This window comes from Actinomadura sp. NPDC000929 (assembly GCF_040492065.1).
Taxonomy (GTDB): Bacteria; Actinomycetota; Actinomycetes; order Streptosporangiales; family Streptosporangiaceae; genus Spirillospora; species Spirillospora verrucosospora.
Map to the genome: position 1 here is coordinate 22601 of NZ_JBEUPA010000078.1, position 14079 is coordinate 36679.

Annotated in this window: 14 protein-coding genes; 7 read left to right on the top strand and 7 right to left on the bottom strand. The window is 72.6% G+C overall.

Annotated features, from left to right (window positions below):
* Window positions 1–17: 17 nt before the first annotated feature.
* The 3 genes from sepX to nagA all read right to left on the bottom strand — a co-directional run bounded on the left by sepX (window position 18) and on the right by nagA (window position 2645).
* Window positions 18–587 carry a divisome protein SepX/GlpR gene (gene sepX / locus ABWI04_RS24925; protein ID WP_345173402.1) on the bottom strand — a complete coding sequence of 190 codons (570 nt, stop codon included), beginning with the start codon at window positions 585–587 and terminating at the stop codon, window positions 18–20.
* A gap of 215 nt (window positions 588–802) precedes the next feature.
* Window positions 803–1423: a GNAT family N-acetyltransferase gene (locus ABWI04_RS24930; protein WP_345173614.1), complete on the bottom strand. Its 621-nt coding sequence runs from the start codon at window positions 1421–1423 to the stop codon at window positions 803–805.
* 91 nt (window positions 1424–1514) lie between these two features.
* Window positions 1515–2645 carry an N-acetylglucosamine-6-phosphate deacetylase gene (gene nagA, locus ABWI04_RS24935; RefSeq protein ID WP_345173400.1) on the bottom strand — a complete coding sequence of 377 codons (1131 nt, stop codon included), beginning with the start codon at window positions 2643–2645 and terminating at the stop codon, window positions 1515–1517.
* 94 nt (window positions 2646–2739) lie between these two features.
* On the opposite strand from nagA, the gene ABWI04_RS24940 reads away from it, so the two are divergent.
* Window positions 2740–3573: a DeoR/GlpR family DNA-binding transcription regulator gene (locus tag ABWI04_RS24940; RefSeq protein ID WP_353833954.1), complete on the top strand. Its 834-nt coding sequence runs from the start codon at window positions 2740–2742 to the stop codon at window positions 3571–3573.
* Window positions 3574–3606: 33 nt separating this feature from the next.
* Here the strand turns inward: ABWI04_RS24940 and ABWI04_RS24945 are convergent, their stop codons facing one another.
* From ABWI04_RS24945 to galU, 4 genes are read right to left on the bottom strand one after another with little or no spacing between them, the layout of a single operon-like run.
* A complete protein-coding gene (locus tag ABWI04_RS24945) occupies window positions 3607–4080 on the bottom strand; it encodes a MogA/MoaB family molybdenum cofactor biosynthesis protein (RefSeq protein ID WP_345173612.1) in 474 nt (157 codons plus the stop codon).
* An 8-nt stretch (window positions 4081–4088) separates the two neighbouring features.
* The gene (moaC, locus tag ABWI04_RS24950; RefSeq protein ID WP_345173610.1) at window positions 4089–4559 is read right to left on the bottom strand and encodes a cyclic pyranopterin monophosphate synthase MoaC; all 471 of its coding nucleotides are present in this window, start codon (window positions 4557–4559) and stop codon (window positions 4089–4091) included.
* Between the two features lie 5 nt (window positions 4560–4564).
* Window positions 4565–5773, bottom strand: coding sequence for a molybdotransferase-like divisome protein Glp (glp, locus tag ABWI04_RS24955; protein ID WP_345173608.1), 1209 nt, complete (start codon window positions 5771–5773; stop codon window positions 4565–4567).
* A gap of 26 nt (window positions 5774–5799) precedes the next feature.
* A complete protein-coding gene (gene galU / locus ABWI04_RS24960; protein ID WP_345173397.1) occupies window positions 5800–6726 on the bottom strand; it encodes a UTP--glucose-1-phosphate uridylyltransferase GalU in 927 nt (308 codons plus the stop codon).
* Window positions 6727–6760: 34 nt separating this feature from the next.
* Between galU and ABWI04_RS24965 the strand changes: the two genes are divergently transcribed.
* From ABWI04_RS24965 to ABWI04_RS24990, 6 genes are all read left to right on the top strand, one after another.
* Window positions 6761–7342: a 5-formyltetrahydrofolate cyclo-ligase gene (locus tag ABWI04_RS24965; protein WP_345173396.1), complete on the top strand. Its 582-nt coding sequence runs from the start codon at window positions 6761–6763 to the stop codon at window positions 7340–7342.
* A 92-nt stretch (window positions 7343–7434) separates the two neighbouring features.
* Window positions 7435–8424 carry an NAD(P)-dependent oxidoreductase gene (locus ABWI04_RS24970; RefSeq protein ID WP_353833955.1) on the top strand — a complete coding sequence of 330 codons (990 nt, stop codon included), beginning with the start codon at window positions 7435–7437 and terminating at the stop codon, window positions 8422–8424.
* 103 nt (window positions 8425–8527) lie between these two features.
* Window positions 8528–10012, top strand: coding sequence for a potassium/proton antiporter (locus ABWI04_RS24975; RefSeq protein WP_345173392.1), 1485 nt, complete (start codon window positions 8528–8530; stop codon window positions 10010–10012).
* Between the two features lie 166 nt (window positions 10013–10178).
* Complete coding sequence (locus ABWI04_RS24980) at window positions 10179–10541, top strand: FmdB family zinc ribbon protein (RefSeq protein WP_353833956.1); 363 nt, start codon at window positions 10179–10181, stop codon at window positions 10539–10541.
* A gap of 404 nt (window positions 10542–10945) precedes the next feature.
* Complete coding sequence (locus ABWI04_RS24985) at window positions 10946–13072, top strand: MMPL family transporter (RefSeq protein WP_353833957.1); 2127 nt, start codon at window positions 10946–10948, stop codon at window positions 13070–13072.
* 121 nt (window positions 13073–13193) lie between these two features.
* Entirely contained in the window at window positions 13194–14021 is an 828-nt protein-coding gene (locus ABWI04_RS24990) for an S-methyl-5'-thioadenosine phosphorylase (RefSeq protein WP_345173388.1), read from the top strand.
* Window positions 14022–14079: the final 58 nt, after the last annotated feature.

The window sequence follows — 14079 nt, forward strand, 5'->3', positions numbered from 1 at the left end:
GACTGCTCGCGCACCGGTTATTCGCCGACGGCGCGGCGGTCGTCGGCGTACTGGTCGAAGACCTCGTCGGGGGTGACGAGCTCGATGACCTCGGCGGTCTCGGCGGCCTCGGCGGCCTCGGCGGCTCTGCGGGCCTGCAGGGCGCGGGCGCGGGCCGCGGCGCGGGCCTGGGCGGCGGCGCGGCGGCGGGCGGTGTCCATGCCCACGGCGACGCGCAGGAGCGCCAGGTGGCCGGCGAGCAGCAGGACCGGGGGCGCGACGATCCACCAGGGCGTGAGGCCGGAGGCGGAGATCGCCACAGAGGTGAGGAGCAGCGCGGCGAGGCCGCTGGTGCGGCGGCGGCGCCGGGCGATGACGGCGGCGCGGCCGCCCGGGCGGCGCGGCGCGGGGAGGCCCTCCTCGCGGAGGGTCTCCTCCTCGTGGAGCGTCTCCTGGTCGTCGGCGTCGTCCTCGGCGGCGGGCTCGTCCGGACGCTTGTGCAGGAGGCGGGAGATTCCCGTGGTCTCGGTGTCGCGGCGCAGCCACATGGGTACCAGGACGACGGCCCAGACGGCGACGATCGCGAGGTAAAGGACGGCGCTGCTCATCGGCCCCACCGTTCCAGGGCACGCTCGCGAGGCGGGCCGACTTTCGGCGCGCGAACGTGCAATGGGAGCAGGGTCACGCCCCGCACGGTACGAGGGGCTGTCAGAGGTTGACGAGCATAAGGGGCGGTGTGTCGCGAGATCGATCTCGCCGTTACTCTCCGTTTGCCGGGACTTCTCGATCGCAGGATTCTTACGGCGGGAAAGTCATGGGCCGCTCAGGAGCGCCGGGGAAATGCCTGTTTCCGGTCTGCCAGCCAGCGGGCGCGCAGGCCACCGGGCACGTCCTCGACGGTGAGGGCGTAGCAGATGTGGTCGCGCCAGGCGCCGTCGATGTGGAGATGGCGGCGGCGAATTCCCTCTTCGCGGAATCCGAGTTTTTCGACGACGCGGCGGCTCGCGGTGTTCTCCGGACGGATATTGGCTTCGAGCCGGTGCAGGCCGACGGTGAAGAAACAGTGGTCGACGGCGAGGGCGACGGCGGTGGGAATGACGCCGCGGCCGGCGACGCGCCGGTCGACCCAGTAGCCGATCTGCGCGGACCTCGCCGAACCCCAGACGATCGCGCCGATGGTGAGCTGCCCGGCGAAATCGTCCTCATGGGTGACGACCCAGGGAAGGGCGAGGCCGTGGCGGGCTTCGCGGCGCATGGTGTGGACCATGCTGATGTAGGGGCCGAGGCCGCTGCGGAACAACGGCGTCTCGGGATTGGTCGGCTCCCAGGGGCGGAGCCAGTCGGCGTTGCGGACCCGCAGCTCGCGCCAGACGGCGGCGTCGCGGTGCCGCAGCGGGCGCAGCCCTACAGGGCCCTCGGTCAGGGTGACCGGCCATCCCCGCAAACGTTCCACGGTTCCATGATTCCCTGGTCGGATGTCTGAACGCCATATTGTCCCCGAGAAATCGGGCACGCGGGACGTTCGGCCACCGTCGTCACACCCGTCGGCCCCGTTTCATGACCCAGTCGACGCGCAGGTCGTCGTCCAGGACGACCAGGTCGGCGTCCTTGCCGGGCTCCAGTGACCCGACGCGCGCGTCGATGCCGAGGGCGCGCGCCGGGGTGAGGGACGCGGCCTCGGCGGCGCGCTCGATCGGCTGGCCGGCGTCGGTGACGGCGCGGCGGAACGCGTCCGCCATGGTGATCGTGCTGCCCGCGATGGACGTCCCGCCCGCGAGGGTGGCGCGGCCGCCGCGGACCTCGACGTCCATCACGCCGAGACGGTAGTCGCCGTCGCCCATGCCGGCGGCGGCCATCGCGTCGGTGATGAGCGCGACGCGGGGCGTGGCGGCGAACACGAGGCGGGCCACGGCGGGCTCCACGTGGATGCCGTCATTGATCAGTTCCACGGTGACCCGGGGGTCGTTCAGAGCGGCGGCGACCGGCCCGCCCTCGCGGTGGTGCAGGGGGCGCATCGCGTTGAACAGGTGCGTCGCCACGCGCGCTCCCGCGTCGAACGCCGCCCGGGCCGCCTCGCCGGTGCCGTCGGTGTGGCCGACCGCCGCGATCACGCCCGCGTCCACCGCCTCCCGGACGAGGTCGAGGGCGCCCGGCAGCTCGGGCGCGAGAGTGATCATGCGGAGGTGCCCGCGGCCGAGGCGGACGAGGCGGCGGAACTCGGCGGGGTCCGGGTCGCGCAGGAGCGCCGGGTCGTGCGCGCCGCAGCGCGAGCGGGCCAGGTAGGGGCCCTCCAGGTGGACGCCCGCGATCACGCCGTCGGCGGCGAGTCCGGCCAGGCCCTCGACGGCGGCGGCCAGTTCGTCCGGGTCGCCGGTGACGAGGCTCGCGATCGTGGTGGTGGTGCCGTGGGCGAGGTGGAAGGAGGCGGCCCGCTGGGCCTCGTCCGGGTTCCCGAGCTGGTAGGAGGCTCCCGCGCCGCCGTGGACGTGCATGTCGACGAAGCCGGGCACCACGTGCCGGCCGGCGAGGTCGATCACTTCGCCGGGGGCGGGGCCGTCCGCGATCGTGCCGCCGGCGATGTGGAGGGCGCCGTCGCGGACACCGTCCGGAAGGACGATCCGCGCGTTGGTCAAGGAAACGGCGCCGTCGCCGACCGGCCTCGCCATGGAACCCCCCAATGCACGCATTTGATCGTTGTTGATTGTTCCACGGCCCATGCGCTCAGGTAAGACCAGGGGCGCGCAGGGCTAGAATCCGCGGGTGACCACCTTTCCGGACTCCCGTCCACCCGCGGGAAAGGCGACCGGCGTGACCCGGCACGAGCGCTGGAACGCGCTGCTCGAACTGCTCGCGGACGCCGGACGGCTGACCGTCGAGGAGGCGTCCGTGCGCATGGGGGTGTCGGCCGCGACGATCCGCCGCGACTTCGACCAGCTCGCGCAGCAGCAGATGCTGACCCGCACCCGCGGCGGCGCCGTCGCGGAGAGCGTCAGCTACGACCTGCCGCTGCGGTACAAGGCGGCGCGGCACGCGTCGGAGAAGCAGCGGATCGCGGCGGCGACCGCGGAGCTGGCCGAGCCCGGGTCGATCATCGGGCTGAACGGCGGCACGACGACCTCGGAGGTCGCCCGGGTGCTCGCCACCCGCGCCGACCTGCACGCCGAGGGGCCCACCCCGGCGATCACGATCGTGACGAACGCGCTGAACATCGGCAACGAGCTGGCCGTCCGCCCGCATGTGAAGATCGTCCTGACGGGCGGGGTGCCGCGGCCGCAGTCCTACGAGCTGACCGGGCCGCTCGCCACCGGCATCTTCGACCACGTGACGCTGGACGTGGCGGTCATCGGGGTGAACGGCGTGACCGCGAGGCACGGCGCGACCTGCCACAACGAGGGCGAGGCCGTGGTGAACCGGCTGATGGCCGAGCGCGCCGACCGGGTGGTCGTGGTCGCGGACGGTTCCAAGATCGGCCACCGCGCGTTCGCCCGCATCTGCGGCACCGACGAGATCGACGTCCTGGTGACGGACGCGGCGGCGCCCGAGTCCGAACTCGCCGCGTTCACCGACGCCGGCGTCCACGTCATCCAGGCCTAGCTCCCGACGGCGCGTGGCGGGGGCGGAGGCGGGCTAGCCCTGCGGGCGGGGGTGGTCGCCGCCGTTGATCTGGTCCACCGCGTGGGGCAGGACGCGGGCCAGGACGGTCATGCCGTCGCGGACGCCGCCGGTCGAGCCGGGCAGGTTGACGATGAGGGTGCGGCCCGCGACGCCGGCGAGGCCACGCGAAAGGATCGCGGCGGGGACCTTCTCGCGTCCCTCCAGCCGGATGGCCTCGGCGATCCCCGGGACCTCCCATTCGATGACCGGCCGGGTCATCTCGGGGGTCTGGTCGGTGGGGGTGAGGCCGGTCCCGCCGGAGGTGACGACGACGTCGTACCCGGCGGCGACCGCGTCGCGCAGGACGCCGGTGACGGGTTCGCCGTCCGGGACGACGACGGGGCCGTCCACCTGGCAGCCGAGGTCCTCCAGCATCTCGACCAGCACCGGGCCGGACCTGTCCTCGTAGAGGCCCGCCGCGGCGCGGTTGGAGACGGTGACCGCCATCGCCCGGATCACCGGCGCCACACCCCGGTCTTGCCGCCGGTCTTCTCCTCGACCCGGACCTCGGTGATCACGGCGGCGGGGTCGACGGCCTTCACCATGTCGACCAGCGCGAGCGCGGCGACGGTGACGGAGGTGAGCGCCTCCATCTCCACGCCGGTGCGGTCGGCGGTGCGGGTGACGGCCGTGATCGCGACGCCGTCGTCGTCGACGGCGAGGTCGACGGTGACGCCGTGCAGCGCGATCGGGTGGCACAGCGGGACGAGGTCGGGCACGCGCTTGGCCCCCATGATCCCGGCGATCCGGGCGACGGACAGGGCGTCGCCCTTGGGGATGTCGCCGGCGCGCAGGAGGGCGACGCATTCGGGCGACAGGCGGACGAACCCCGTGGCCGTGGCCGTCCGGGACGAGACGTCCTTCGACGACACGTCGACCATGCGGGCCGATCCCTGGTCGTCCAGATGGGTGAACTCGGACCCCATGGCGCTCATGACGGCAACCTCATGACCTCGACGTGCGAACCGGCCGGCATGGCTTCGACGTCCTCCGGAATCTCGATGAGCGCGTTCGCGGACGACAGGGACCCGAGCTGGTGTGAGCCCTGCACGCCCGCCGCTGTGACGGTGTAGAAGCCCCGAGTGAACGAGAGTCTGCCTCGCAGGAAGTGGCGCAGCCCCGCGGGGGACTTGATGTCCTCGGCGACGACGGCGCTCACTGTGGGAAGCGGTTCTGGGGGCAGCCCTTGCATGACGCGTAGGGCGGGACGGACGAACACCTGGAACGACACGTACGCGCTCACGGGGTTGCCAGGAAGCGTGAAGACCGGAGTGCCTTCCAGGAGGCCGAACCCCTGCGGCTTGCCCGGACGCATCCGCACCTTGTGGAAGTTCACAGTTCCGGTACCGGCGAGGACTTCCTTGACGACGTCCCTGGTGCCCATGGAGACGCCCCCGGTGGTGACGATGGCGTCGGCCCGGACGAGCTGGTCGTGAAGCATCTCCAGGACCTTGGCGGGCTCGTCCTGCACAGTGGCCTGCCGGTAGCCCGTTCCGCCCGCCTCGACCACGGCGGCGGTGAGCATGAAGCTGTTGGACTCCCAGATCTGGCCGGGCGCCAGCGGGCTGCCCGGCTCGCGCAGTTCGTCGCCCGTGGAGACGACCACGATGCGGGGCCTCGGCCGGACGGTCACCCGGGACCGCCCGACCGCCGCGAGCATGCCGATCTGCGGGGCGGCGAGCCGGGTGCCGGCCTCGGCGACGACCTGCCCGGCGAGGACGTCCTCCCCCGCCCGGCGGATGTAGTTGCCCGGCGGCGCGGCGCGCGAGATCCGGACGGTGGCGTTGCCGCCGTCCGTCCACTCGACGGGGATGACGGCGTCGGCGCCGGCCGGCAGCGGGGCGCCCGTCATGATCCGTGCGGTCAGCCCGGGCCGGATCGCCGACAGGCCGGAGTCGCCCGCGACGATGTCGCCGACGACGGGCAGCGCGACGGGGCTCGCCTCGGTGGCCGCCGCGATGTCGGCCGCGACCACGGCGTAGCCGTCCATCGCGGAGTTGTCGAACGGCGGCAGCGGCACCGGCGCGGCGACGGCCTCGGCGAGCACCGTGCCCTGCGCCTCCAGCAGTGCCAGGTCAAGCGGCGGCAGCGGCGCCACGCTGCCGAGGATCTCCGTCAGATGCTCGTCGACCGTTCTCATAGCCACGGCCCCAGTCTGACGCCTCGTCACGAATCCGAGGTGTCGCCCACGCCGTCCTGCGTCCGGACGAATTCCCGCAGCCACGGCAGGAACTCCGGCGCCAGATCCGGACGGTCCGCCGCGAACTGGACGACCGTCCGGAGGTACTCCAGCTTGTTGCCGGTGTCGTAGCGGCGGCCGCGGAACTTGACGCCGTAGACGCCGCCGCCCTGGTCGGCGGGCATGTCGGCGAGGGTGCGCAGCGCGTCGGTCAGCTGGATCTCGCCGCCGCGGCCGGGCGGGGTCTTCTCCAGGACGTCGAACACCGCGGGGTCGCAGACGTAGCGGCCGATGATGATCCAGTTGCTGGGGGCCTCCTCGGCGGCGGGCTTCTCCACGAGGTCGGAGATGCGGACGACGTCGTCCTCGTCCGTCGCCTCGATGGCCGCGCACCCGTACGCCGACACCTGGTCGGGCTCGACCTCCATCAGCGCGATGACGCTGCCGCCGTACTGGCCGCGCACCTCGATCATCCGCTGCAGCAGCTTGTCGCGGGCGTCGATCATGTCGTCGCCGAGCAGCACCGCGAACGGCTCGCGGCCGACGTGCTGGCGGGCGCAGTGCACCGCGTGCCCGAGGCCGCGCGGCTCGCCCTGCCGGACGTAGTGCATGATCGCCAGGTCGCTGGACTCGTGCACGGCCTCCAGGCGCTCGTCGTCGCCCTTGGCGCGCAGCGCCTCCTCCAGCTCGTAGGCTCGGTCGAAGTGGTCCTCGATGGACCGTTTGCTGCGCCCGGTGATCATGAGGACGTCGGACAGCCCGGCGTCGACCGCCTCCTCGACGACATACTGGATCGCCGGTTTGTCGACGATGGGCAGCATTTCCTTGGGAGTCGCCTTGGTCGCGGGCAAGAATCGGGTACCGAGGCCGGCCGCCGGGACGACCGCTTTGAGCACTGGTGCAATGTCGGCCATATACACGACCCTAGCCATCCGCGAGGACCACAGCGTGCACCCCACCGCCACGAAGACCGGCCTCCGGGCCGAACTGCTCGCACGACGTGCGGCGATGCCGCCCGAGACGCGCTCCGGCGCGGCGCGCCCGATCCGGGACGCGCTGCTGTCGGTCCCGGAGGTGGAGATGGCCGGGACGATCGCGGCCTACGTCTCCATAGGCGACGAGCCGGACACGCGGAGCCTGCTGTTCGCGCTGTGGAAGCGCGGGACGTACGTGCTCGTCCCCCGGCTGCTCCCGGACGGCGACCTCGACTGGGCGTCCTACGAGGGGCCCGACTCGCTCGTCCCGGGGGCCCGCGGGTGCCTGGAGTCGTCCGAGCCGCCGCGCGGCCCCGGCGCCGTGGCCAGCGCGGACGTCGTGCTGGTGCCCGCGGTGGCGGTCGACCGGTCGGGCGTGCGCCTCGGCCGCGGCGGCGGCTCCTACGACCGGGCGCTCGCGCGCGTGGGCCCGGCGATCCTCACCGCCGCGCTGCTGTACGACGGCGAGCTGGTGGAAAGCGTGCCCGCCGAGCCGCACGACCAGCGCGTCCGGGCCGTGGTGACCCCGGCGCGGGGGCTGGTCCGCCTGGGCTGACCTGCTCGGCGGCGGCGCCCTGCTCGTAGAGTGAGAGGGCCGAGATCGCGGACGGGGGACGCGGTCGGGCACGGCCTGACGGGAGGTAAGAGATGACGGCGCCGTGGCGGATCCTTTCCCTGCCCCCGATCGCGGACGAGATCGTCCGAGGGTTGTTCGCGCCGCTGGGAGACGCCGCCGAGGTGACGTTCCCGCAGGCCAGAGACCGGGCGGGCCTGCTCGCCGCGCTCGCCGGCGCCGACGTGGTGATCGGCGACTTCACCGGCCGGCTGGCGCTGGACGCCGAGGCCGCGGCGGCGGCGCCGCGGGTGTCGTTCGTGCAGATGCCCGCGGTCGGGACCGACAGCATCGACGTCGCGGCGTGGGCGGCCGCGGGCGTGCCGGTGGCGAACGCGGCGGGCTTCAACGCGCGCGGGGTCGCCGAGTGGGCGGTCGGCGCGGCGTTCGCGCTGTGCCGCAACCTCGCGCGGGGCGACCGGGCCGTCCGCGCGGGCGGATGGCCGCAGATGGAGATGGCGGCGCTCGGCCCGCGCGAGATCCACACGCAGCGGGTCGGCATCGTCGGGTTCGGCGCGATCGGCGCCGAGGCCGCGCGGCTGTTCGCGGCCCTGGGTTGCACGGTGTCGTACTGGACGAGGCGGCGGCGCCCCCAGGCCGCGGCGACGTACCGGGAGCTGGACGAGCTCATGGCGATGTCCGACATCCTCGTCATCGCCCTGCCGCTGACCGAGGAGACCAGGGGGCTGATCGGCCCGGAGCGTCTCGCCTTGCTCCCGGACAAGGCGCTGCTGGTGAACGTGGCGCGCGGGGGCATCGCGCCGGACGACGCCGTCCTCGCCGCGCTGGATTCGGGACGTCTGGCCGGGGCGGCCCTGGACGTGTTCGAGCAGGAGCCGCTTCCGCAGGGGCATCCGCTGCGTTCCCGTGAGGACGTCCTGCTCTCGCCGCACGCGGCGGGGGCGTCCGTCCAGTCGCAGCTGAACCTGCTGGGGATGGTGCGCGACAACGTCACTGCGGCCGTTCAGGGACGAGACGTACTGAACGTGGTGAACGGGATCAAACCACAGGTCAACCGGCGATAGCGGCCACGCCGGACACGCCATCCCTCAATCGTAAATATGCGATTCGTCCGCGAATCTGTAGGATTCCTAAACGATCAACTTTGACGACCCCGAAGGGTGGGATGTGCACCTCGACATCTGGCTACTCCTCGGGGCCACGCTCGTACTCAGCGCCATCATCGCGGTCCGGCTGTCGCACCAGGCGGGCCTTCCCACGCTGCTGGCGTACATGGGCCTCGGCCTTCTCATCGGCGAGTCCGGCCCCCTCCACATCCGGTTCGACAACGCGGAACTGGCCGAGACGCTCGGCCTCGCCGCCCTCGTGCTCATCCTCGCCGAGGGCGGAATCACCACCAGCTGGCGGCGCGTGCGGCCCTCGGTGCCGGCCGCGCTCAGCGTCTCCACCCTCGGCACCCTGATCAGCATCGTCGTCGTCGCGCTCGCCGCCATGTGGCTCGTCGGCCTGGAGTGGCGCCCGGCGTTCCTGCTGGCCGCCGTGCTCGCCCCCACCGACGCGGCCGCGGTGTTCTCGGTGCTGCGGCGGCTGCCCCTGCCGTCCCGGCTGACCGGCCTGCTGGAGGCCGAGTCCGGCTTCAACGACGCCCCGGTCGTGATCATCGTGGTCACGCTGAGCGCCCACACCGCCGTCCCCAACATGGCCGAACTGCTCGGCGTCATGGTCTACGAGCTGGTCGCGGGCGGCATCGTCGGCGTCGCCATCGGCTGGCTGGGCGCCCAGGCGCTGCGCCGCGTCGCGCTGCCCGCGTCCGGCCTCTACCCCATCGCCGTGCTGTCGCTTTCCATCGGCTCCTACGGGGCCGCCTCACTGATGCACGCCAGCGGGTTCCTCGCCGTCTACGTCAGCGCCCTCGTCCTCGGGAACGCGCGGCTGCCGCACCGGCCCGCCACGCGGGGCTTCGCCGAGGGCGTCGGCTGGCTCGCCCAGATCGGGCTGTTCGTGATGCTCGGCCTGCTGGCCGATCCCGGCGACCTCCCCGGCCAGATCCTGCCGGCGCTCGTCATCGGCTTCGTCCTGCTGCTGGTGGCCCGTCCCCTGTCGGTCGTGCTCTCCACGATCGGGTTCCGGCTGTCGTGGGGCGAGAAGGTGTTCGCGTCCTGGGCGGGACTGCGGGGCGCCGTCCCGATCGTCCTGGCCACCATCCCGATGGTCGCGGAGGTGGAGCACGCCGACCGGCTCTTCGCGATCGTGTTCAACATCGTCGTCCTGTTCACCCTGCTCCAGGGGCCGACGCTGCCGCTGGCCTCGCGGCTGTGCCGCCTCAGGAGCGACGAGCAGACCCGCGAGCTGGACGTCGAGGCCGCGCCCCTGGAGGAACTGCACGCCGACCTGCTGGAGGTGCGGATCCCCGGCGACTCGCTGATGAGCGGCGTGGAGATCTTCGAGCTGCGGCTGCCGCCCGGCGCGTCCATCACCCTCGTCGTGCGGGACGGCGCGAGCTTCGTGCCCGAGCCCACCACGCCCCTCCAGGCGGGCGACACCCTGCTGGTCGTGACCACCGCCGAGGTGCGCGAGGCCACCGAGCGCAGGCTCCGCGCGGTCAGCCGCAAGGGCAGGCTGGCGGGCTGGTTCGGCGAGAAGGGCCAGTGACCTGGGGCCCCGCGGCGGCGGGGCTCCACGGCGCTCCCTTGGCGCGCGACGCGCCGCCGGGGAACATCCCGGGGGCGAATCCTGTTCCACGCATGGGTACCATTAGCAGTCGTCTAGAGTGAGTGCCAGTCCGGCCAGCGCCGGTCTGAGTCAGCGAGGAGGAACCGTGCCGACGTATCAGTACGTTTGCACCGAGTGCGGCGAGCCTCTAGAGGTCGTGCAGAAGTTCAGCGACGACGCGCTGACCGAGTGCCCGGCGTGCACCGGCAGGCTCCGCAAGGTCTTCTCCGCCGCGGGGATCATCTTCAAGGGCTCGGGCTTCTACCGCACCGACAGCCGCGGCTCCGGCAAGTCGCCCTCCACCGCGGGGGCCTCGTCGAACGGCTCGTCCGGCGGGTCGTCCAACGGCTCCTCCGGCGACTCGGGCGGCTCCTCGGGCGACTCCGCCAAGACGAGCTCGTCCACGTCGTCCTCCGACTCGTCGTCGTCCTCGTCGACCGGCAAGTCGTCGTCCGAAAAGGTCGCCTGACCTCCTAAGCATCTCCGCTCGCACCGGGGGATCCGGCCGGATCCCCCGGTCTTCGCCGTGTCCGGAAGCCGCCGCCTACACCTTCAGAGGTAGGCGGCGGTTTTCCTTTGCGCCGGGCGACGTACCTCAAGTCGGTACTGACGCCGGAGGCGCATCCCCCCGCCCTTCGCGACCATGGAGAAGACAGGGAGCACCCCCGCGACCCCGCGATTCCGGCCCTGCGAGGCCTCCCCGTCGCACGGTTTGACTTAGCTCTATTTTAGAGAGACTCTTGGGTCGAGAGGCTAGCGGTTCCGCGACGCCTCCGATTTTCGAGTTATTACTTGACTTCTCTCGCTCAACGAGAGACTCTTGCCGCTAACGCGACATATCTTGATTCGCCCGGTGCACACAGGAGAGGAACCATGAGCGCACCTAGCCCGGCACCCCCGAGGCCGCGGACCCACCGCCTGGCCGGACTGATCGCCGGAAGGCGCACCAAATGGGCCGTCCTGGCCCTGTGGGTCGTCCTGCTGGCCGCTCTCGGCCCCCTCGCCGGCAAGCTCGGCGACGTCGAGAAGAACGACGCCGCGTCCTGGCTGCCCGCCGGGGCCGAGTCCACCCGGGTCGTGGAGCTGGAGGACCGGTTCCGCAAGGACGAGACGATGCTCGCCGTCATCGTCTACGAGCGGTCCGGCGGGATCACCGCGGCCGACAAGGCCAAGGCCGAGTCCGACGTCGCCGCGTTCCAGAAGCTGCCCGGAGCGCAGAAGGCGCAGGGGCCGTTCCCGTCCAAGGACGGCAAGGCCCTCCAGACCCTCGTGCCCCTCACGGACGAGGACCTCACCGCCGCCGTCGACCAGGCGCGCGAACTCGCCGAGCGCGGGCCCCCCGGACTGGCCTCGCACGTCACCGGCCCCGCCGGCGGCGGCGCCGACCAGTTCGAGGTCTTCCAGAGCCTGGACGGCTTCCTGCTCATGGCCGCCGGTCTCGTCGTCATCGTCCTGCTGCTGTTCATCTACCGCAGCCCCGTCCTGTGGTTCGTCCCCGTGCTGAGCGCCGTCTTCGCCCTGGGGCTCGCCCAGTCGACCGTCTACCTGCTCGCCAAGTACGCGGACCTCACCGTCAACGGCCAGAGCGCCGGCATCCTCACCGTCCTCGTCTTCGGCGTCGCCACCGACTACGCCTTGCTGCTCGTCGCCCGCTACAGGGAGGAACTGCACCGGCACGAGGACCGGCACGAGGCCATGGCGTACGCCCTGCACCGCGCCGCGCCCGCCGTCATCGCCTCCGCCGCCACCGTGGCCGTCGGCCTGCTGTGCCTGCTGCTCGCCGACATGAACTCCACCGCCGGCATGGGCCCCGTGGCCGCCGCGGGCGTCCTCACCGCGCTCGCCGCCATGACGACCCTCCTGCCCGCCCTCCTGGTGATCTGCGGCCGCTGGCTGTTCTGGCCGCTGATCCCCCGCTACGACGCCAAGTACCTCAAGCCCGAGGCGTACGAGGCCGAGCACGGCGTCTGGAGCCGCGTCGCGGGGATCGTGGGCAAGCGCCCGCGCGCGCTCTGGGCCGTGACCATGCTCGGCCTCATCGTCCTCACGCTCGGGCTGGGCTCGCTCAAGGCGGACGGCCTGTCGGACGCCGGCCAGTTCACCGGCAAGCCCGACTCGGTGAAGGGCTCGGAGGCCGTCGCGCGGCACTACGCCGCCGGGTCGGGCTCCCCCGCCCTCGTGATCGGCAAGGCCCCGGCCTCCGACCGGATCGCCGAGGCCGTGCGCGGGACGCCGGGCGTCGCCGAAGTCGGCGCCCCCGTCACCACGGGCGGCCTGGTCAGGTACGAGGCGACGCTGAAGGACGCCGCCGACAGCCCGGCCGCCCGCGCGACCATCGACCGGCTGCGGACCGCGGTGCACGCCGTCCCGTCCGCGGACGCCAAGGTCGGCGGGACGACCGCGACGTACCTGGACATCAAGCGCGCCTCCACCCGCGACAACAAGGTCATCATCCCGATCGTGCTGGCCGTGGTGCTGCTCATCCTCATCGCATTGCTGCGCGCCGTCGTCGCGCCGCTGCTGATGATGGGCACCGTGGTGCTGTCGTTCCTCGCCTCGCTCGGCGCCTGCGCGGTCGTCTTCGAGCACGTCTTCGGGTTCGAGGGGACCGACTCCGGCTTCCCGCTGCTGGCCTTCATCTTCCTGGTCGCGCTGGGGGTCGACTACAACATCTTCCTGATGCACCGCGTCCGGGAGGAGTCGCAGGCCCTCGGCACGCGGCGCGGCATCCAGCGGGGCCTCACCGTCACCGGCGGTGTGATCACCTCGGCCGGGCTCGTCCTCGCGGCCACGTTCGCGTCCATGGTCACGCTGCCGCTGGTGTTCATGGTCGAGATGGGCTTCGCGGTGGCGTTCGGCGTCCTGCTCGACACCCTCGTCGTCCGGTCGCTGCTGCTGCCCGCCCTGTCCTACGACATCGGGCGCCGGATCTGGACGCCGGGACGGCTCGCCAAGGAGGCGCCCGCCCCCGAGAGCAAGGTCCTGGACCCGGTCGGCTGACGTCCCGGGGAACGCGCAAGGGCCCGGCTTCGGCCGGGCCCTTCGTCGCGCGGCGGCTGAGTTATCCACAATCGGCGGACGGCCTGCCGGGGACGGCGGCCGGGTGGCTAGGGTCGGCGGCATGTCCACTCAGGCTTCCGCGTCCCAGCCCGTCGCCGAGATCGGGGTCATCGGCGGCTCCGGCTTCTACTCGTTCCTCGACGACATCGAGGAGGTGCGGGTCGACACCCCCTACGGCCCGCCCAGCGACCCCATCGCGATCGGCGAGCTGGCGGGCCGCCGCGTCGCCTTCGTCCCCCGGCACGGCCGCGACCACCGCTTCCCCCCGCACAAGATCCCCTACCGGGCCAACCTGTGGGCGCTGCGGTCCCTCGGCGTCCGCCAGGTGCTGGCGCCGTGCGCGGTCGGCTCCCTCACCCCCGACCTCGGGCCCGGCACCCTGGCCGTCCCCGACCAGCTCGCCGACCGGACGTCGGGGCGCGACCAGACCTACTACGAGCACGGCGCCGCCGTCCACGTCTCGTTCTCCGACCCGTACTGCCCGACCGGCCGCCGCGCCGCCGTCGAGTCCGCGCGGGCCTCGGGATGGCCCCCGGTCGACCGCGGCACGCTCGTCGTCATCGAGGGCCCCCGCTTCTCGACCCGGGCCGAGTCCCGGTGGTTCGCCTCGCAGGGGTGGACGCTGATCGGGATGACCGGCCACCCGGAGGCCGTCCTCGCCCGCGAGCTGGCGCTCTGCTACACCTCGCTCTGCCTGGTGACCGACCTCGACGCGGGCATCGAGGAGGGCGAGGGCGTCACGATGGACGAGGTCCTGCGTGTCTTCGGCGAGAACATCGACCGGCTCCGCGGCGTCGTCGCCGACGTCGTCAAGGCGCTGCCCGCCGAGCGCACCTGCGCCTGCGCCACCGCCCTCGACGGCATCAAGCTCCCCCTGGAACTGCCGTGAGCCCCCGCTTATCCCGCCTGCGGCGGCCGCTGGCGGCGCTGTTCGCCGCGGCCGCCGC

Bases quoted from the DNA above. Each gene is read 5' to 3' on its own strand.
- ABWI04_RS24990 (WP_345173388.1), top strand. From the start codon at position 13,194: ATGTCCACTCAGGCTTCCGCGTCCCAGCCCGTCGCCGAGATCGGGGTC.
- ABWI04_RS24985 (WP_353833957.1), top strand. From the start codon at position 10,946: ATGAGCGCACCTAGCCCGGCACCCCCGAGGCCGCGGACCCACCGCCTG.
- nagA (WP_345173400.1), bottom strand. From the start codon at position 2,645: ATGGCGAGGCCGGTCGGCGACGGCGCCGTTTCCTTGACCAACGCGCGG.
- ABWI04_RS24945 (WP_345173612.1), bottom strand. From the start codon at position 4,080: ATGGCGGTCACCGTCTCCAACCGCGCCGCGGCGGGCCTCTACGAGGAC.
- galU (WP_345173397.1), bottom strand. From the start codon at position 6,726: ATGGCCGACATTGCACCAGTGCTCAAAGCGGTCGTCCCGGCGGCCGGC.
- moaC (WP_345173610.1), bottom strand. From the start codon at position 4,559: ATGGGGTCCGAGTTCACCCATCTGGACGACCAGGGATCGGCCCGCATG.
- ABWI04_RS24970 (WP_353833955.1), top strand. From the start codon at position 7,435: ATGACGGCGCCGTGGCGGATCCTTTCCCTGCCCCCGATCGCGGACGAG.
- sepX (WP_345173402.1), bottom strand. From the start codon at position 587: ATGAGCAGCGCCGTCCTTTACCTCGCGATCGTCGCCGTCTGGGCCGTC.
- glp (WP_345173608.1), bottom strand. From the start codon at position 5,773: ATGAGAACGGTCGACGAGCATCTGACGGAGATCCTCGGCAGCGTGGCG.